This is a genomic window from Streptococcus mitis (genome assembly GCF_000722765.2).
GTDB classification, from domain to species: Bacteria; Bacillota; Bacilli; order Lactobacillales; family Streptococcaceae; genus Streptococcus; species Streptococcus mitis_AQ.
In genome coordinates this window covers 926,753-944,722 of the sequence record NZ_CP028415.1, presented here as the reverse complement: position 1 = coordinate 944,722, position 17,970 = coordinate 926,753, and the positions used below count along the sequence as shown (strand labels likewise).

18 protein-coding genes are annotated in these 17,970 nt (G+C 40.2%); 13 read left to right on the top strand and 5 right to left on the bottom strand.

The genetic code is table 11. The features are described from left to right. Window positions 1-339 precede the first annotated feature (339 nt). Window positions 340-651 (top strand): hypothetical protein, encoded by a 312-nt coding sequence (locus SK637_RS04980; RefSeq protein ID WP_000420556.1) that lies wholly within the window; start codon window positions 340-342, stop codon window positions 649-651. A gap of 3 nt (window positions 652-654) precedes the next feature. Beyond that, complete coding sequence (locus SK637_RS04975) at window positions 655-1,371, top strand: alpha/beta hydrolase (protein WP_033688804.1); 717 nt, start codon at window positions 655-657, stop codon at window positions 1,369-1,371. A 140-nt stretch (window positions 1,372-1,511) separates the two neighbouring features. Here SK637_RS04975 and SK637_RS04970 read toward each other — a convergent pair whose 3' ends face one another. Genes SK637_RS04970 through SK637_RS10235 form a run of 3 tightly spaced genes read right to left on the bottom strand, consistent with a single transcriptional unit; the run spans window position 1,512 to window position 3,361 of the window. Continuing rightward, on the bottom strand, window positions 1,512-2,327 hold the full coding sequence (locus tag SK637_RS04970) for a TIGR03943 family putative permease subunit (protein ID WP_033688803.1): 816 nt from the start codon (window positions 2,325-2,327) through the stop codon (window positions 1,512-1,514). Continuing rightward, window positions 2,324-3,229, bottom strand: a complete 906-nt coding sequence (locus tag SK637_RS04965) for a permease (protein ID WP_033688802.1) — start codon at window positions 3,227-3,229, stop codon at window positions 2,324-2,326. The genes SK637_RS04970 and SK637_RS04965 overlap by 4 nt, the downstream gene beginning before the upstream one ends. Next, a complete protein-coding gene (locus SK637_RS10235; protein ID WP_000268685.1) occupies window positions 3,230-3,361 on the bottom strand; it encodes an SPJ_0845 family protein in 132 nt (43 codons plus the stop codon). It abuts the gene before it with no gap. 191 nt (window positions 3,362-3,552) lie between these two features. On the opposite strand from SK637_RS10235, the gene SK637_RS04955 reads away from it, so the two are divergent. The 4 genes from SK637_RS04955 to SK637_RS04940 all read left to right on the top strand — a co-directional run bounded on the left by SK637_RS04955 (window position 3,553) and on the right by SK637_RS04940 (window position 7,217). Further along, on the top strand, window positions 3,553-3,867 hold the full coding sequence (locus tag SK637_RS04955; RefSeq protein WP_349289770.1) for a PBECR3 domain-containing polyvalent protein: 315 nt from the start codon (window positions 3,553-3,555) through the stop codon (window positions 3,865-3,867). A gap of 453 nt (window positions 3,868-4,320) precedes the next feature. Beyond that, window positions 4,321-6,450 carry a Tex family protein gene (locus SK637_RS04950; RefSeq protein WP_033688801.1) on the top strand — a complete coding sequence of 710 codons (2,130 nt, stop codon included), beginning with the start codon at window positions 4,321-4,323 and terminating at the stop codon, window positions 6,448-6,450. Continuing rightward, on the top strand, window positions 6,437-6,886 hold the full coding sequence (locus SK637_RS04945; protein ID WP_033688800.1) for a SprT family protein: 450 nt from the start codon (window positions 6,437-6,439) through the stop codon (window positions 6,884-6,886). Before SK637_RS04950 ends, SK637_RS04945 begins: the two co-directional genes overlap by 14 nt. 58 nt (window positions 6,887-6,944) lie before the next feature. Next, window positions 6,945-7,217 (top strand): PspC domain-containing protein, encoded by a 273-nt coding sequence (locus tag SK637_RS04940; protein ID WP_001085044.1) that lies wholly within the window; start codon window positions 6,945-6,947, stop codon window positions 7,215-7,217. A 137-nt stretch (window positions 7,218-7,354) separates the two neighbouring features. Here the strand turns inward: SK637_RS04940 and SK637_RS04935 are convergent, their stop codons facing one another. Beyond that, window positions 7,355-7,552 carry a hypothetical protein gene (locus SK637_RS04935; protein ID WP_033688799.1) on the bottom strand — a complete coding sequence of 66 codons (198 nt, stop codon included), beginning with the start codon at window positions 7,550-7,552 and terminating at the stop codon, window positions 7,355-7,357. A gap of 428 nt (window positions 7,553-7,980) precedes the next feature. Here SK637_RS04935 and SK637_RS04930 point away from each other — a divergent pair, with 428 nt between their 5' ends. After that, window positions 7,981-8,739 carry an ABC transporter ATP-binding protein gene (locus SK637_RS04930; protein ID WP_000173358.1) on the top strand — a complete coding sequence of 253 codons (759 nt, stop codon included), beginning with the start codon at window positions 7,981-7,983 and terminating at the stop codon, window positions 8,737-8,739. Between the two features lies 1 nt (window position 8,740). Beyond that, the gene (locus tag SK637_RS04925; RefSeq protein ID WP_033688798.1) at window positions 8,741-10,729 is read left to right on the top strand and encodes an ABC transporter permease; all 1,989 of its coding nucleotides are present in this window, start codon (window positions 8,741-8,743) and stop codon (window positions 10,727-10,729) included. Between the two features lie 42 nt (window positions 10,730-10,771). Here the strand turns inward: SK637_RS04925 and SK637_RS04920 are convergent, their stop codons facing one another. Beyond that, window positions 10,772-11,467 carry a VIT1/CCC1 transporter family protein gene (locus tag SK637_RS04920; protein WP_033688797.1) on the bottom strand — a complete coding sequence of 232 codons (696 nt, stop codon included), beginning with the start codon at window positions 11,465-11,467 and terminating at the stop codon, window positions 10,772-10,774. Between the two features lie 710 nt (window positions 11,468-12,177). On the opposite strand from SK637_RS04920, the gene SK637_RS04915 reads away from it, so the two are divergent. Genes SK637_RS04915 through aguA form a run of 5 tightly spaced genes read left to right on the top strand, consistent with a single transcriptional unit; the run spans window position 12,178 to window position 17,963 of the window. Then, entirely contained in the window at window positions 12,178-13,638 is a 1,461-nt protein-coding gene (locus tag SK637_RS04915) for an aminotransferase class I/II-fold pyridoxal phosphate-dependent enzyme (RefSeq protein ID WP_033688796.1), read from the top strand. Beyond that, window positions 13,639-14,565 carry a polyamine aminopropyltransferase gene (speE, locus tag SK637_RS04910; RefSeq protein ID WP_033688795.1) on the top strand — a complete coding sequence of 309 codons (927 nt, stop codon included), beginning with the start codon at window positions 13,639-13,641 and terminating at the stop codon, window positions 14,563-14,565. Continuing rightward, the gene (locus tag SK637_RS04905; protein WP_033688794.1) at window positions 14,495-15,754 is read left to right on the top strand and encodes a saccharopine dehydrogenase family protein; all 1,260 of its coding nucleotides are present in this window, start codon (window positions 14,495-14,497) and stop codon (window positions 15,752-15,754) included. The genes speE and SK637_RS04905 overlap by 71 nt, the downstream gene beginning before the upstream one ends. Further along, window positions 15,754-16,881: a carboxynorspermidine decarboxylase gene (gene nspC, locus SK637_RS04900; RefSeq protein WP_033688793.1), complete on the top strand. Its 1,128-nt coding sequence runs from the start codon at window positions 15,754-15,756 to the stop codon at window positions 16,879-16,881. The genes SK637_RS04905 and nspC overlap by 1 nt, the downstream gene beginning before the upstream one ends. Then, complete coding sequence (gene aguA / locus SK637_RS04895; protein WP_033688792.1) at window positions 16,878-17,963, top strand: agmatine deiminase; 1,086 nt, start codon at window positions 16,878-16,880, stop codon at window positions 17,961-17,963. The genes nspC and aguA overlap by 4 nt, the downstream gene beginning before the upstream one ends. Window positions 17,964-17,970: the final 7 nt, after the last annotated feature.

The following is a 17,970-nucleotide window of genomic DNA, read 5'->3' as shown; positions in this document are numbered from 1 at the left end:
TGGAGTTTTTGTGATAACTTCTCCAAGTTTCTTCCGATATACTTTAAAAATCAGATAAGATTTTTCACGTTGGGGGATCTTTTATTTATATTTTTGATGAGTCAATCATTAATAGCCAGGAACCACGAAAAAATGAAACATTTATTGGTTATATCTAAAGATACGATATTGATGGGGCAGGTTATCAATCAGAAGTATGGGAAGTGACTGAGAAGGAAGATTCATAATTAAAAATCAGAGTCTTCTTCACAGTATTGCACATATTTCAAAACAGTCTATTTGTAGTTTTATCCGGATTGGTATATAATTTAACTTAGAGTAAATAGGAGGACAAATCGAATGGAATTAAAAGATTTTACAGAAAAAGAACAGGAAATGATTAAGAAGGGACTTACGACGTCTAAGATTAGTGACAAGGAAACTGCCGAAAAGATTCTTGCGCTAGTACCACAAGACTTGATTAAGCGAATCCCATTTTTCGTCAGAAAACACGCTACGACACGTACGATTAAACGCATTTCAATTGAACATCCTGAACTCTACGCTGCAGCTCAAACAAGTGGTGAGATTCCAGAAAAAGAACGCGAAGAATTGCGTCAGATTATCACAACTATCTTTGAACAAAAGATGAACAAGCATAGTATTAAGTAGAGAATGAAAATATATTTTATTGGCGGTTTGGGAAGCAATGTCTATCATAGCAAGGATTTTCTTCAAGAACTAGATTCGCAAGTTTATTTTTTAAATCCATATGAAAAGTATCTTCGAGATGAAACAGAATTGAAATCATGGTTTAAAAATGAGATTGTAGAGGAAGAATCTATCTGTCTGATAGGTCATTCTCTTGGAGGAGATTTGGCGCGTTATCTTGCATCGGAATTTTATGAAGTGAAAAAACTAATTCTTTTGGATGGTGGCTATCTAGATTTAGATAAGATTTTACCTTTAGATACAGAGTTAGAGGAAGCTAAAAACTATATCGAATCTCAAGTCGTTTCAGACTTAGCTCTTCTTATTTCTAAAGAGAAATCTGAAGCAAAGTATTGGTCAGAAAATATGGAGAAAGCCGTAAGACAGTCCTATCACTGGAATGCGGAGTATAATAGATATGAGTTGGCTATAAATTATGAAAATATAGAAGCGATACTCCGCCTACGGAGGAAAATACAAGCTTTTAAGAGAGAAGTGGGAGATACCTTGTTTATTAGTCCTCGCTATCCTAATGAAGCTACATGGAGAGAGGAAGCCTTAAAAGAACTGCCAGATTATTTTGATACTATTTTTCTAGAAAACGTTAGCCATGAGCTTTATACTGAAGCACCCAAAGAAATCGCTAGTATAATTAATAAGTGGCTCGCTTATTCTCAATGAGCTACTTGTATTACTTAAAATGTTATAAGATTTAAATCTAAAAATCATTAATACTCAGATAACAAAAAACGAACAGGCTCTTTTTCTGTCATTCAGAAGAGAACTTGTTCGTTTTGTTTTTAATTGATTTAGTTTGCTTTTTAAAACACGCGATACACATAGGGATTTTCTGGTTTATCGACTTTGGTAAAACTGTCAATTTCCAAGGTTGGGAGGTTTTGTTTGAGTTCTTTATGGTAGTGATTGACCAGTTTTCCTTTGGCTGTTATCCAAGTGTTGTTCTCATACTGACGGGTATTTCCCTTGGTCAGCAATCCATAGACACCTGAATCCGCGATACAGTGAATAATACCGAAGCGGAACAGAAATTGGCTATTGGTATGACTGGGGTCATTATAGACAAAGCCTGTGAACTGGACTGTCTTACCCTCAAACTCATCTGGATAGTCGTAGATAGCCTCCATGACTTCCATATAGTTTTCGTTGGTGATCTGAATACTATCTTGGGACAAGTATTTATCCGCCGCAGTTCGCATTTCCTTTTCATAAGCTGATTTTGAAAAATAAGAACTGGTATCTGGTTTCAAATATTGGCTTGTCGTTCCTTCACTTGTCTGAATGGCTTGATCCGTGCCTTCTGATAAGGGGAAATGATAGCCTTTGGCAGAAACGGTCTGAGAATCCAAGCTAACAGTTGGGAAAGTTAAGCCGACGACAATTGGAATGGCAAGAAGAGCAATACTAGTTCCTTTAGCCAAACGGCTGTTCAGATGACTATGGGTTTTGACTTGCTTCATCCAGATATACAATTGAACAATAGCCAAGATAAAGGAAAGTACCATGGAAATATAGGCCAGATAGGAATAGTGCATGTTGATGTACTGGTTTAATTTGCCCGACAGATGGAGATAAATGGTCAATTCAAAATAGCCAGCTAAAACTAAAAATCGAATCATAGGATGACTCCAATCAAGAGAGAATATACTAAGATGACAAGAGTCACAATCATAATGAAGTGACTGATAAATCGTGCTTTCAAGTAATTTTTCATCATGAGAATATTTTTGATATCCAGCATTGGACCAATCACCAGAAAGGCCAGAACTGGTGCTAAGCCGAAACTTGAGAGAAGAGAAGCACCGATAAAGGCATCCGCCTCACTGCAGAGAGAAAGAAGAAAGGCCAAAAGCATCAAGAGCAGGATGGCAAAAAGAGGGGTCGCACTGATAGAGGTCAGAATCCGTGTCGGAACATAGACCTGTATAACAGAGGCAAAGAGACAGCCAAATACCAAATAGCGTCCCGTATCAAAAAATTCATCAATGGCTTGCACAAAGACCTGAAAAATTTTTTTTGCAAAACTCAAATGAGAAAAATCGTGCTCATGACAGGCCAAACGATTTTCTTTCTGAATCGGTTCTTGCCAGAAGAATCCTAGAAAAATCCCAAGTATCACAGCCACTACAATGGAACCTAGAGCTCGTAACAGAGCGACATGGAAGGAGTTCCCAAAGGCAGAATAGGTCGCAAAGAGAACAATGGGATTGATAACAGGTGCTGTCACAAGAAAGGGAACAGCCGTGTAACTGGGGACCTTCTTTTCCAGAAAACGATTGATAATGGGAACAATTCCACATTCACAAGAGGGAAAAAGTATCCCGACGAAGGTGCCAAAAAAGATTCTCCCCCAACGATTTCGAGGGAGAAAATGATAAACCTTGTCAGGTGTGATATAGACCTCAATCAGCCCTGAGACAATACTTCCTATCAGCACGAAAGGGAGGGCTTCAATGATAATGGAGAGGAAAATAGCTCCAGTCTGAAGCACACTAGATGGGAGTTGTTGGAAAGCAGTCATCTAGTTTTTCTTTTCTGCTTTGGCTTTTTTCTCTTTGTCATCAGGGAAAGTGACTTGTTTCAAATCAGGGAGTTTAGCAAACTCTTCAAACATCTTGTCCAAGTCGTCTCGTTTTGTAAATTTTACAGCCATAGGTGTACCTCGATTCTAAATTCTACCTCTATTATACTATTATTTTGAGGAAAAGGGAAAAGTTAAAATTGAGGATCTAACGAATAATAGAGCGTGATATATCCTAATATACACTATGATTGTGATATAATAATTGTGGAATAATGGAGGAAACGATGGAACAAAAAAAGATCGGTTAGGTTACTGACGAAATAAAAGAAATTTTTAATATTGTTCTTGAAGCTAGTGATATCAAAGTTAACAAAGAAGGTTTAAGAAGTCATATGCTGAAACGGTATCATAATGATGTGATTCATCATATCGAAGATCTGGAACTTATACTAAGTAATCCAGATTTCGTTGGGGTCAATCCACGAGAGAAAGATGCTAGTTTTGAATATGTTAAAAGATTTGATGATAATGTTCTTGTTGCCATCAAGTTACATAAAAGTGGAGATTTCTTTTATGTTCCGACCATGTATCGCTTACAAGATTTCAAGTTACAAAGTCGTATTAAGTCTGGGTAGATTGAGAAAACTTGACAAAAAAAGTAGATAGTGCTAGAATAACATTAACGAAAGACATTTGAGGGCAGAAAGGTTCCTGCCGCACCTTGAAAAAGGTATCTGAGATGCTGGGTACACCGACCAGCCAAGTGTCCGTTATTTCAAAGGAGGGGCTTAAATGCTCCTTTTTTATTTGAAATTTCAAAATAGATTACACTCACCGCAGGCTCAGGCTTGCGGTTTTTTATTTGCTCTGAAAATTGATTCGTTAACTTCAACAAATAGCTTTATAAAGCGTTTTGTAAAAAATAAAAACAGTGAAATTAATCACTAGTCCTTTTGTAAACTATTAGAATTAAATTGCAACCTTCTGAATGAATAGAATATTGAAATGAAGTAAATTTATTTCCCAACCTATGTTTTAAAATTGTAAGAGATAATTTGAATACTATTAGCTTATGGTATAATAGATTCATGGATAAAAAATATGAAAAAATCTCCCAAGATTTGGGAGTGACTTTAAAGCAAATTGATACCGTTCTAAGTTTGACAGCTGAAGGGGCGACTATTCCCTTTATCGCGCGTTATCGCAAGGACATGACTGGTAGTCTGGATGAGGTGACGATTAAGGCCATTATCGACTTGGATAAAAGTCTGACAAATCTCAACGACCGTAAGGAAGCTGTCTTGGCTAAGATTCAAGAACAAGGCAAGTTGACAAAGGAGTTGGAAGAAGCTATCTTAGCAGCCGAAAAACTAGCAGAAGTAGAAGAACTTTATCTTCCATACAAGGAAAAGCGTCGGACCAAGGCAACTATTGCCCGTGAAGCCGGACTCTTCCCACTTGCTCGCTTGATTTTGCAGAATGTAGCTGGCTTAGAGAAGGAAGCTGAAAAGTTCGTCTGTGAAGGATTTGCGACTGGTAAGGAGGCTTTGGCTGGTGCAGTTGATATCTTGGTCGAAGCCTTATCGGAGGATGTCAATTTACGCGCTCTAACTTATCAGGAGGTGTTGAGACACTCTAAACTCACTTCTCAAGTCAAGGATGAAAGTCTTGATGAAAAGCAGGTTTTTCAGATTTATTATGATTTTTCAGAGACGGTTGAAAATATGCAGGGTTATCGTACATTGGCCCTCAATCGTGGGGAAAAGCTAGGTGTCTTGAAGGTCGGTTTTGAACATGCAATAGACCGCATTCTAGCTTTCTTTGCAACTCGTTTCAAGGTGAAAAACGCCTATATAGATGAAGTTGTTCAACAGTCAGTTAAGAAAAAAGTCTTGCCTGCTATCGAGCGTCGTATTCGGACAGAACTAACTGAGAAAGCAGAAGAAGGAGCTATCCAACTCTTTTCTGACAACCTACGCAATCTCCTCTTGGTTGCTCCACTGAAAGGGCGCGTGGTTCTTGGGTTTGACCCAGCCTTTCGTACAGGTGCCAAGCTAGCTGTCGTTGATGCAACAGGAAAAATGCTGACAACTCAGGTCATTTATCCTGTCAAACCAGCATCAGCTCGTCAAATCGAAGAAGCCAAGAAAGATTTGGCAGACTTGATTGGTCAATACGGTGTAGAGATTATTGCCATCGGAAATGGAACGGCCAGTCGTGAAAGTGAAGCCTTTGTGGCGGAAGTTCTTAAAGATTTTCCTGAAGTCAGCTATGTCATTGTCAATGAAAGTGGTGCTTCGGTCTACTCTGCCAGCGAACTTGCTCGTCAGGAGTTCCCAGACTTGACCGTTGAAAAACGCTCTGCCATTTCTATCGCCCGTCGTTTGCAAGATCCGCTTGCAGAATTGGTCAAAATCGATCCTAAGTCAATTGGTGTCGGTCAGTATCAGCACGATGTCAGCCAGAAGAAATTGTCTGAGAGTCTGGACTTTGTCGTGGATACCGTGGTGAACCAAGTCGGTGTCAATGTTAATACAGCCAGTCCTGCTCTTCTTTCACACGTAGCTGGACTCAACAAAACTATCTCTGAAAATATTGTCAAATACCGCGAAGAAGAAGGAAAAATCACTTCACGCGCTCAAATCAAGAAAGTTCCTCGTCTGGGGGCCAAGGCCTTTGAACAGGCAGCTGGTTTCCTTCGTATCCCTGAAAGTAGCAATATCCTTGATAATACAGGAGTTCACCCAGAAAATTACTCTGCTGTTAAGGAGCTCTTCAAACGTTTAGATATTAAAGACCTAAACGAAGAAGCCCAAGGCAAACTCAAGTCGCTTTCAGTCAAGGAAATGGCGCAAGAACTGAATCTTGGTCCAGAAACTCTTAAAGATATCATTGCAGATCTTCTCAAACCAGGTCGAGATTTCCGTGATTCCTTTGATGCACCTGTGCTTCGCCAAGATGTCCTAGATATCAAAGACCTACTGGTAGGTCAGAAGCTAGAAGGTGTTGTGCGTAACGTCGTTGACTTTGGAGCCTTCGTCGACATTGGGATTCATGAGGACGGTCTGATTCATATTTCCCACATGAGTCGTAAATTTATTAAACATCCCAGCCAAGTAGTGTCAGTCGGAGATTTGGTGACCGTTTGGGTTAAGAAAATTGATACTGAACGTGAAAAAGTCAATCTGTCGCTCCTAGCTCCAAATGAAACTGACTGATTACGTTAAGCAGGTTTCACTAGAAGACTTCGGCAGACCTTTTATCCATCATGTTCAGTGGAATTCTCGTCTACGTTCGACAGGTGGACGATTTTTCCCCAAAGATGGGCATTTGGATTTTAATCCTAAGGTTTATCAGGAACTGGGGTTGGACGTTTTTAGGAAAATTGTCCGACATGAACTCTGTCATTATCACCTCTATTTTCAAGGGAAGGGCTATCAACACAAGGATCGGGATTTTAAGGAACTTTTGAAAGCAGTGGATGGATTACGCTTTGTACCATCCTTGCCCAATAGCAACTCCAAACCACTCAAGCTTTATCGTTGTCAATCCTGCCAGCAAAGGTATCAGCGCAAGCGAAGGATTGATACCAAACGCTATCGCTGTGGACTTTGTCGAGGTAAATTGCTACTAATAAATCAGCCTGAGGACTGATGAAAGCCGAGCCTACCCGTGATATACTATGTCTAACCTAGCAGAAAGAGGAAATATCATGAACAGTAAATTTTATAAAATGAGACGAAATCGTATGATTTCAGGAGTTCTGGCAGGTCTGTCAGACAAGTGGAACTTTGATGTTACCCTTGTTCGTTTTCTGTTTGCCATTTTTACAGTTGCAAACTTTGGACTTGGCGTGATTATCTATATCATCCTAGCTTCTATCATGCCTACCAAGGAAGAAATCGAAGCAGAAATGTACGGAACAGGCCCACGAAAACGCAAAGAAGCCCAAGCCATTGACGACAATGAAGGCTGGTTTTGGTGAGATTCTACAGAAGATTTGGAATAAGCAAAAAGCTTTAAATCAATAGTCTAAACTGCTTGATTTAAAGCTTTTTTACTTTTAATAATATTTCGCCAGTCTCATCTGTAAACTAAAAATATTATTTTGAACTTAGATTTCTAATCTGATTTTTCATGCTGAGACAATACATTTTTTGATAAATGATGGATACTGATAACAACTGATAGCCAGCAAATAGCATAAGCAGTAGCTGTAAATTCTGTACCGATAAAGTATGTTTTTTCAACTAAGAGCTGACCGATGAATGGAGAGAGGAGATAGAGAATTCCGATGAGTATATGTTCTTTATGTTTCATTAAAGCGCACCTTCTTTCCTTATAGGTAGTACGATTTGTAAGTGTTCAATTTAATAGTGTGTTACCCTAGGTAAGCTTACTCAAATGTTAGTTCCCGCTTCCTCCTTTCCAAAGTAAGCCTTTTCATACTTATATTTTACAATTTTAAAAATAGGAAATCAAATAATTTTCTAAGTAATTTTGCTTACATTTCCCCCAATCTTACAAAAATGTAAGATTAAAGTCTCTTTTGTAAGGTTAGGTTATGGCAAGCGGTCTTTTTTTGATGTAAACTAGACTCATAAAGAACAAAGGAGTAACATCATGAAACAAATCTTACAGAAGAAAACAAGAAAACCAAGCCACAAAGATATCGAGCGCGTTCAGCTGGGATGCGCTATGATGCAAGCAACATTTCATTTGATGGGATATTAAGAAAGGAGATTCTCATGACACTTTTAGATGTAAAACACGTTCAAAAAATTTACAAAACTCGTTTTCAGGGCAACCAAGTAGAAGCCCTCAAGGATATTCACTTTACCGTCGAAAAAGGTGACTACGTTGCCATCATGGGTGAGTCTGGTTCTGGTAAATCCACTCTTCTCAATATCCTAGCTATGCTGGACAAACCAAGTCGTGGACAGGTTTACTTGAATGGAACTGACACTGCAACCATTAAAAATTCACAGGCTTCTAGCTTCCGTCGTGAAAAGCTGGGATTTGTCTTCCAAGACTTTAACTTGCTAGATACTCTGTCTGTTAAGGACAACATCTTGCTTCCGCTTGTCTTGTCAAGAAGACCTATTACAGAGATGATGAAGAAATTGGTGGTGACAGCTGAGAATCTAGGCATCAACCAATTACAAGAGAAGTACCCTTACGAGATTTCTGGTGGTCAGAAACAGCGTGTAGCAGTAGCACGTGCCATCATCACAGAACCTGAAATACTCCTTGCGGACGAGCCAACAGGAGCCCTTGATTCCAAGTCCTCTGCAGCCTTACTTGATGTCTTTGATGAAATCAATGAGCGCGGCCAAACCATTCTCATGGTAACCCACTCCACAGCAGCAGCCAGCAGAGCTAAACGTGTACTCTTTATCAAAGACGGCATTCTTTACAACCAAATCTACCGTGGAGAGAAGACAGAACGTCAGATGTTCCAAGAAATCTCTGATACCTTGACTGTCATGGCAAGCGAGGTGAATTAGTATGTTTCGATTAACCAATAAGTTAGCGGTATCGAACTTGATTAAAAACCGCAAACTCTACTATCCTTTTGCGCTGGCTGTTCTCTTGGCAGTCACTGTCACCTATCTCTTTTACTCCCTAACCTTCAATCCCAAGATTGCAGAAATTCGTGGAGGGGAAACCATCCAAGCTACTCTAGGATTTGGTATGTTTGTCGTCACACTTGCGTCAGCCATTATCGTCCTTTATGCCAATAGTTTTGTTATGAAAAACCGTTCCAAGGAACTGGGGATTTATGGAATGTTGGGTTTGGAGAAACGTCACCTGATCAGTATGACCTTTAAGGAGTTAGTACTATTTGGGATTCTAACCGTTGGAGCAGGTATCGGTATTGGAGCCTTGTTTGACAAGTTGATTTTCGCTTTCCTACTCAAACTGATGAAATTGAAGGTTGAGCTGGTCGCTACCTTCCAGATGAAAGTTGTCATTGCAGTACTTGTTGTCTTCGGTTTGATTTTCCTAGGCCTTATGTTCCTGAATGCCCTTCGAATCGCCCGTATGAATGCCCTCCAGCTCTCTCGTGAGAAAGCTAGTGGTGAGAAAAAAGGTCGTTTCCTACCTCTCCAAACTATTCTTGGTTCGATTAGTTTAGGGATTGGCTATTATCTTGCCCTTACTGTAAAAGATCCTCTTACAGCTTTAACAACTTTCTTCCTAGCTGTTTTACTGGTTATCTTTGGTACTTATCTATTGTTTAATGCAGGAATTACCGTTTTCCTTCAAATCTTAAAGAAAAACAAGAAATATTATTACCAACCAAATAACCTTATCTCAGTGTCTAACTTGATTTTCCGTATGAAGAAAAATGCGGTTGGACTAGCAACTATCGCTATCTTATCAACAATGGTCTTGGTTACCATGTCAGCAGCTACTAGTATTTTCAATGCCTCAGAAAGCTTTAAAAAAGTTCTAAATCCTCATGATTTTGGGGTTTCAGGGCAAAATGTTGAAAAAGAAGACTTGGACAAACTCTTGAGCCAGTTTGCAAGTGACAAAGGTTATAAGATTAAAGAGAAAGAAGTGCTTCGTTATACTTACTTTGGTGTTGCAAACCAAGAAGGAAATAAGTTAACACTTTTTGAAAAAGGACAAAATCGTGTCCAACCCACAACAGTTTTCATGGTATTTGATCAAAAAGATTATGAAAATATGACTGGTCAAAAACTGTCTCTATCAGGAAATGAGGTCGGACTCTTTGCCAAGAATGAGGGAGTTAAAGGACAGAAAGCTCTAACTCTAAATGATCATCAATTTTCTGTCAAAGAAGAATTTAATAACGATTTCATTGTGAACCATGTCCCAAATCAGTTTAATATTTTGACTGCTGATTACAATTACCTTGTTGTACCTAATTTACAAGCCTTTTTGGACCAATTCCCAGACTCAGCTATCTATAATCAGTTTTACGGTGGTATGAATGTAAATGTCAGCGAAGAAGAACAACTCAAAGTCGCTGAAGAATATGAAAAATACCTCAATCAATTTAATGCTCAATTAAACACGGAAGGTAGCTATGTTTATGGTAGTAATCTATCAGATGCTAGTGCTCAGATGAGTGCCCTCTTTGGTGGTGTCTTCTTTATCGGTATTTTCCTATCCATTATCTTTATGGTCGGAACCGTTCTGGTCATCTACTACAAACAAATTTCTGAAGGCTATGAAGACCGTGAGCGCTTTATTATCTTGCAGAAAGTTGGTTTAGATCAAAAGCAAATCAAGCAAACCATTAACAAACAGGTTTTAACTGTTTTCTTCCTTCCTTTGCTCTTTGCCTTCATACACCTAGCCTTTGCCTACCATATGCTTAGTCTGATTTTAAAAGTGATTGGTGTAATAGATACGAATATGATGTTGACTGTGACCTTGTCTATCTGCGCTGTCTTCCTCATCGCCTATGTGCTGATTTTCATGATTACTTCAAGAAGCTATCGCAAGATTGTGCAAATGTAAAAAAAGATACCTCGACTTCAAAATCGAGGTATTTCTCGTGTTCTAAATGCTGAAAAGTTGTCCGAGCAGGAAAGTAACTCCCATGGTCAAGAGGCCAATAGCAAGGTTACGAATCATAGCTGTTTTAGTTGGGGCTTTTCCAAGTTTGGCACTTGTGTAACCAGTGAGAAGAAGGGCCATACCGACGATAAGGACAGTAGCAGGAATGCGGTATTCACTTGGGAAAATGGTAATTGAAAGCATGGGTGGTAAGCTACCAAGGAAAAAAGAAATAAAGCTAGAGATAGCGGCATGCCAAGGATTGGTAAACTCTTCATACTCAATCCCATATTTTTCCTCTACCAAAGCCTTGAGCGGATTATTTAAAAAGGCTTTGTTGGTCAAGAGTTGAGCAGAGGTTTCACATTCTCCATTTTGGATATAGGCAGCATAGAGAGACTTTTTGGCTAGTTCCATATCTTGGTCTAGCAAGACTTGCTCACGCGCAACGGCTGCTTCCTCGGTATCTTTTTGAGTTGAAACGGACACATATTCTCCACCAGCCATTGAAAAGGCACCAGCTAAGATAGCTGCAAATCCTGATAAAAAGATAATCCAGATATTGCTTGTAGCACTGGCAACCCCGATAACCACACCAGCAATGGAAATAATCCCATCATTGGCACCAAGAACACCCGCACGCAGGATATTTAAACGACCTGCAAAATTTGAATCAATTTCGTGATTTGTTTCTGACATACTATCCTCCTTTTTATCCAGTATAAAGGAAAAATATAGGGAAATCAATCTTTTAAAAGTATCTGAAAAAAGTTGCACGATTTTAATAATGTAAAAGCATCGTTATTGTCTCTAGTAGAACAAACACCGAAGGTAAAGAGTATAGAATAGCATAAAAAATTTTAAAATGAAATAGGATAATCGTTTTTTGTTCACTTTATAATCGTTTACAAGAGAATAATGAGTATTAAATCAAATAAAATCCAACTATTTTGCGAACTTTTTTATATTTTTTTCGTAAAAGGCTTTACAAGTTCTTGGAAACATGATATAGTAATGGAGCTTAGAAAATGAGATGATGTTTTCTAGCAAATATAAACCCGAGTAAAAAATGCCTACGGACAGGCAGGGTTGAATGCCGAAGCGTGGTTGAAAAACCACATTATTGATAGGGTTAAAAGCCTACTTTTATAAGTTGATGTTAGGACACTTGTCCTAATTCATAAATTTTTAGTGTGGTGAAAGCACACGTCATCTTGTGAAACGATCAATAAAGTACGTAATATTTGCTACTAGAGAGTTAGGAAACATCGGGAACAGACATACTCAACAGAAACAAACATAAAAACGTCAGAAGATTGCAGAGCAGGTGAAATCCTGCTCTTTTTTCATGAGTCAACCTTTAGTTGCCTTCTTCTTGAAGCGCTAAAAATATGGTAAAGGAGTATGTCTTGAAAGAGTTAGATCAAAACCAAGCCCCTATTTATGAGGCCTTGGTGAAGTTACGCAAGAAAAGGATTGTTCCCTTTGATGTTCCAGGTCACAAGCGTGGACGAGGAAATCCAGAATTGGTGGAACTGTTAGGGGAAAAATGTGTTGGCATTGATGTCAATTCGATGAAACCCTTGGATAATCTTGGTCACCCCATTTCGATTATTCGGGATGCAGAGGAGCTGGCTGCAGATGCTTTTGGAGCAGCCCATGCCTTTCTCATGATTGGTGGAACAACTTCATCGGTGCAGACTATGATTCTGTCAACCTGCAAGGCTGGAGATAAGATTATTCTGCCGAGAAATGTCCATAAATCTGCCATCAATGCGCTGGTTCTATGTGGTGCCATTCCCATCTATATCGAGATGAGTGTAGATCCTAAGATTGGTATCGCTTTAGGTCTTGAAAATGACCGAGTAGCACAGGCCATAAAGGACCATCCAGATGCCAAGGCCATTTTGATTAACAATCCTACTTACTACGGCATCTGTTCAGACCTAAAGAGGTTGACAGAAATGGCTCATGAAGCTGGCATGATGGTTTTAGTAGATGAGGCCCACGGAGCACACTTACATTTTACTGATAAACTTCCAATTTCTGCTATGGATGCAGGTGCTGATATGGCAGCAGTTTCCATGCATAAGTCTGGTGGGAGTTTGACACAAAGCTCGCTTCTTTTAATCGGGGAGCAGATGAATCCTGAATACGTACGTCAGATTATCAACCTGACCCAGTCAACATCCGCCTCTTATTTGCTGATGGCTAGTTTGGATATTTCACGTCGTAATCTAGCCCTTCGTGGTAAAGAGTCTTTTGAGAAGGTCATTGAACTGTCTGAGTATGCTCGCCGTGAAATCAATGCCATTGGCGGTTACTATGCTTACTCAAAAGAGTTAATAGATGGTGTGTCGGTCTGTGATTTTGATGTAACCAAGTTGTCAGTTTACACTCAGGGTATTGGCTTAACAGGTATCGAGGTTTATGACCTCCTGCGAGACGAATATGATATTCAAATAGAGTTTGGTGATATTGGCAATATCTTGGCCTATATTTCGATTGGTGACCGCATCCAAGACATCGAGCGCTTAGTCGGTGCTTTGGCTGATATCAAGAGACTCTATTCACGAGATGGGAAGGACTTGATAGCTGGAGAATATATCCAACCCAAGTTGGTGTTATCTCCTCAGGAAGCCTTCTATTCAGAGAGAAAAAGTTTAACCTTGGATGAGTCTGTTGGACAAGTCTGTGGGGAATTTGTCATGTGTTATCCTCCAGGAATTCCAATTCTAGCACCAGGAGAACGCATTACACGAGAAATTGTAGACTATATCCAATTTGCCAAGGAACGTGGTTGCTCCCTCCAAGGGACAGAAGATCCTGAGGTCAATCACATCAACGTCATTAAGAGAAAGGAGAACTAGATGGATTTATGGTTTTCTGAAGTTCATACTCCAGATGTCAAATTGTCCCTGAGAACAGCCAAGCAACTCTACGCTGGAAAAAGTGAATGGCAGGATATCGAAGTCTTGGATACGCCAGCTTTTGGAAAAATTTTGATTTTAAATGGGCACGTCTTGTTCTCAGATGCTGATGATTTTGTCTACAATGAAATGACCGTTCATGTTCCCATGGCTGTCCACCCAAATCCCAAGAAAGTCTTGGTTATTGGGGGTGGCGACGGAGGTGTTGCTCAAGTATTAACCCTCTATCCTGAGCTGGAACAAATCGATATTGTAGAACCTGATGAGATGTTGGTTGAAGTCTGTCGTGAGTATTTCCCAGATTTTGCTGCGGGACTTGATGACCCTCGTGTTACCATTTACTATCAAAATGGGCTCCGTTTTTTACGAAACTGTGAAGATGACTACGATATTATCATCAACGATGCGACAGATCCCTTTGGACATACAGAAGGGCTCTTTACCAAGGAATTTTACGGTAACAGTTATAGAGCCTTGAAAGAAGACGGCATCATGATTTATCAGCATGGTAGTCCCTTCTTTGACGAGGATGAGTCAGCTTGCCGAAGCATGCACCGCAAGGTCAATCAAGCCTTTCCAATCAGTCGGGTCTATCAGGCTCATATCCCAACCAGTCCTGCTGGTTATTGGTTGTTTGGATTTGCATCGAAGAAATACCACCCTGTCAAAGATTTTGACAAGAAAGGCTGGAAAAAACGCCAGCTTTTCACAGAATACTATACTGCAAACTTACACGTGGGTGCCTTTATGTTGCCCAAGTATGTTGAGGACATTTTAGAAGAAGAGGAAGGAAAAAATGAGTCGTTTATTAGTTATCGGATGTGGGGGCGTTGCCCAAGTTGCTATTTCAAAGATTTGCCAAGATAGCGAAACATTTACAGAAATTATGATTGCTAGCCGTACTAAGTCAAAATGTGATGACTTGAAGGCTAAACTGGAAGGCAAAACAAATACAAAGATTGAGACAGCTGCTCTTGATGCTGACAAGGTTGAAGAAGTGATTGCCCTGATTGAAAGCTATAAACCAGAAGCTGTTTTGAACGTAGCTCTGCCTTATCAAGATTTAACAATTATGGACGCTTGTTTGGCAACAGGTGTTCACTATATCGATACAGCCAACTACGAAGCAGAGGATACAGAAGACCCTGAATGGCGTGCCATCTATGAGAAACGTTGCAAAGAACTTGGTTTTACAGCCTACTTTGACTACTCATGGCAGTGGGCTTATCAAGAGAAATTCAAAGAAGCAGGCTTGACTGCTCTTCTTGGTTCTGGCTTTGACCCAGGTGTGACTAGTGTCTTTTCAGCCTATGCTCTCAAGCACTATTTTGATGAAATCCACTATATCGACATTTTAGACTGTAATGGTGGTGACCACGGTTATCCGTTTGCAACAAACTTTAACCCAGAAATCAATCTACGCGAGGTTTCTGCGCCAGGTTCTTACTGGGAAGATGGTAAGTGGGTTGAGGTTGAAGCCATGTCTATCAAGCGTGAGTACGATTTCCCTCAGGTTGGACAAAAAGACATGTATCTCCTTCACCACGAAGAAATCGAATCATTGGCGAAAAATATTCCAGGTGTCAAACGCATTCGTTTCTTTATGACTTTTGGTCAATCTTACTTGACGCACATGAAATGTCTTGAAAATGTTGGACTCCTTCGTACAGATACCATTAACTTTAACGGCCAAGAAATCGTGCCGATTCAATTCTTAAAAGCCTTGCTTCCAGATCCAGCCAGCCTTGGACCACGTACTGTAGGTAAAACCAATATTGGATGTATCTTTACAGGTGTAAAAGATGGCGTTGAAAAGACCATCTACATCTACAATGTTTGCGACCATCAGGAATGTTACGCAGAAGTTGGTTCACAAGCAATTTCTTACACGACTGGCGTTCCAGCCATGATTGGGACAAAATTGGTTATGAATGGTACTTGGAAACAAGCAGGAGTGTATAACCTTGAAGAATTGGATCCAGATCCATTTATGGAAGCTTTGAATGAGTATGGTTTGCCATGGGTTGTGGTTGAAAATCCACAAATGGTGGACTAATGAAGCTAGAACAAGTACCAACACCATCTTACGTCATTGACTTAGCAAAGTTAGAAGCTAACTGTCGCATTTTACAATATGTACAAGAAGAAGCTGGCTGCAAGGTTTTGCTTGCCCAGAAGGCTTACTCCCTCTACAAAACCTATCCCTTGATTAGCCAGTATCTATCAGGTACGACAGCCAGTGGACTCTATGAAGCTAAGCTAGCTAGAGAAGAATTTCCTGGTGAAGTCCATGTATTTGCACCTGCTTTCAAGGATGCAGACTTGGAGGAATTGATGGAGATAACGGACCATATCGTCTTTAACTCAGAGAGACAGTTGCGTAAACATGGTCCGCGTTGTCGAGATGCTGGTATCAGTGTTGGTTTGCGCCTTAACCCTCAATGTTCAACTCAAGGAGATCACGCGCTCTATGACCCTTGTGCACCAGGTTCTCGCTTCGGAGTTACTCTAGACAAGATTCCTAGTGATTTGCTGGAATTGGTAGATGGTCTTCATTTTCATACCCTTTGCGAGCAGGGAGCAGATGATTTAGAGACAACTTTGAAAGCAGTAGAAGCGCAATTTGGTTCGTACTTACATGAGGTCAAATGGCTCAATATGGGGGGCGGACACCACATCACAAGAGAAGGTTACGATGTGGATTTGCTGATTTCTGAGATCAAGCGTATCCGAGAAACTTATAATCTTGAAGTCTATATCGAGCCGGGTGAAGCCATTGCGCTCAATGCAGGTTATCTAGCAACTGAAGTATTGGATATTGTCGAAAACGGTATGGAAATCTTGGTTTTAGATGCCTCTGCGACCTGCCATATGCCTGATGTACTTGAGATGCCCTATCGTCCACCTTTGAGAAATGGATTTGAGGCTCAGGAAAAAGCCCATACCTATAGACTTTCTTCCAATACTTGTCTAACAGGCGATGTGATTGGTGATTATAGCTTTGAAAATCCAGTTCAAATCGGTGATAGACTTTATTTTGAAGACATGGCTATTTACTCATTTGTCAAAAATAATACCTTTAACGGTATTGGATTACCAAGTCTTTATCTCATGGACGAGAAGGGTGACTGTAGCTTAGTCAAATCCTTTGGCTATCAAGATTTTAAAGGGAGATTATCATGATGAACAGTCCCAAAAAATTAGGCTATCGTATGCCAGCAGAGTACGAACCACACCATGCTACCCTCATGATCTGGCCGACTCGACCAGGTTCATGGCCCTTTCAAGGAAAAGCTGCCAAAAGAGCATTTACTCAGATTATCAAGACTATAGCAGAAGGTGAAAAAGTCTATCTTTTGGTGGAGCAAGCCTATCTATCTGAAGCCCAATCCTATCTTGGAGACAAGGTTGTTTATTTAGACATTCCCACCAATGACGCCTGGGCGCGTGATACTGGCCCAACCATTCTTATCAATGATAAAGGCAAGAAATTAGCCGTGGATTGGTCTTTCAATGCTTGGGGTGGTGCTGTCGATGGTCTCTACCAAGACTATGAAGATGATAATCAAGTAGCCAGTCGTTTTGCTGAGGTCTTGGAAATGCCTGTTTATGATGCTAAACCTTTTGTACTGGAAGGAGGCGCAATCCACAGCGATGGTCAGGGAACCATTCTCGTAACTGAAAGTTGCTTACTTAGTTCTGGTCGCAATCCCCATCTAAGTAAAGAGGAAATCGAAAATACCTTATTAGAGTGCCTTGGCGCTGAAAAAGTTATTTGGCTTCCTTATGGTATTTATCAGGACGAAACCAATGAACACGTTGACAATGTTGCTGCCTTTGTTGGCCCTGCAGAGCTTGTCTTGGCTTGGACGGACGACGAAAGTGATCCTCAATATGTCATGTCAGCAGCTGATTTAGCGCTTTTAGAAAAGGAAACAGATGCAAAAGGTCGTCACTTCACCATTCATAAACTTCCAATTCCGGCTATTCGTCAGGTTGTCACTAAAGAAGATTTACCTGGCTATACCTATGAAGAAGGTGAAGAAGAACGATACGCAGGTGAAAGGCTTGCAGCTTCCTACGTAAACTCTTATATCGCCAACAAGGCTGTCCTTGTTCCCCAGTTTCAAGATGTTAATGACCAAGTTGCTTTAGATATCCTCAGTAAGTGTTTCCCAGACCGTAAAATTGTCGGAATTCCAGCCAGAGATATTCTCTTAGGTGGCGGCAATATTCACTGTATCACCCAACAAATCCCAGAATAGGAGAAAA

Coding starts and splice junctions, on each gene's coding strand:
- SK637_RS04920 (WP_033688797.1), bottom strand. CDS start 11,467: ATGTCAGAAACAAATCACGAAATTGATTCAAATTTTGCAGGTCGTTTA.
- SK637_RS04935 (WP_033688799.1), bottom strand. CDS start 7,552: ATGAAACATAAAGAACATATACTCATCGGAATTCTCTATCTCCTCTCT.
- SK637_RS04975 (WP_033688804.1), top strand. CDS start 655: ATGAAAATATATTTTATTGGCGGTTTGGGAAGCAATGTCTATCATAGC.
- SK637_RS04950 (WP_033688801.1), top strand. CDS start 4,321: ATGGATAAAAAATATGAAAAAATCTCCCAAGATTTGGGAGTGACTTTA.
- SK637_RS10235 (WP_000268685.1), bottom strand. CDS start 3,361: ATGGCTGTAAAATTTACAAAACGAGACGACTTGGACAAGATGTTTGAA.
- SK637_RS04940 (WP_001085044.1), top strand. CDS start 6,945: ATGAACAGTAAATTTTATAAAATGAGACGAAATCGTATGATTTCAGGA.
- SK637_RS04925 (WP_033688798.1), top strand. CDS start 8,741: ATGTTTCGATTAACCAATAAGTTAGCGGTATCGAACTTGATTAAAAAC.
- SK637_RS04930 (WP_000173358.1), top strand. CDS start 7,981: ATGACACTTTTAGATGTAAAACACGTTCAAAAAATTTACAAAACTCGT.
- SK637_RS04905 (WP_033688794.1), top strand. CDS start 14,495: ATGAGTCGTTTATTAGTTATCGGATGTGGGGGCGTTGCCCAAGTTGCT.
- SK637_RS04965 (WP_033688802.1), bottom strand. CDS start 3,229: ATGACTGCTTTCCAACAACTCCCATCTAGTGTGCTTCAGACTGGAGCT.
- SK637_RS04980 (WP_000420556.1), top strand. CDS start 340: ATGGAATTAAAAGATTTTACAGAAAAAGAACAGGAAATGATTAAGAAG.
- aguA (WP_033688792.1), top strand. CDS start 16,878: ATGATGAACAGTCCCAAAAAATTAGGCTATCGTATGCCAGCAGAGTAC.
- SK637_RS04970 (WP_033688803.1), bottom strand. CDS start 2,327: ATGATTCGATTTTTAGTTTTAGCTGGCTATTTTGAATTGACCATTTAT.
- SK637_RS04945 (WP_033688800.1), top strand. CDS start 6,437: ATGAAACTGACTGATTACGTTAAGCAGGTTTCACTAGAAGACTTCGGC.
- speE (WP_033688795.1), top strand. CDS start 13,639: ATGGATTTATGGTTTTCTGAAGTTCATACTCCAGATGTCAAATTGTCC.
- nspC (WP_033688793.1), top strand. CDS start 15,754: ATGAAGCTAGAACAAGTACCAACACCATCTTACGTCATTGACTTAGCA.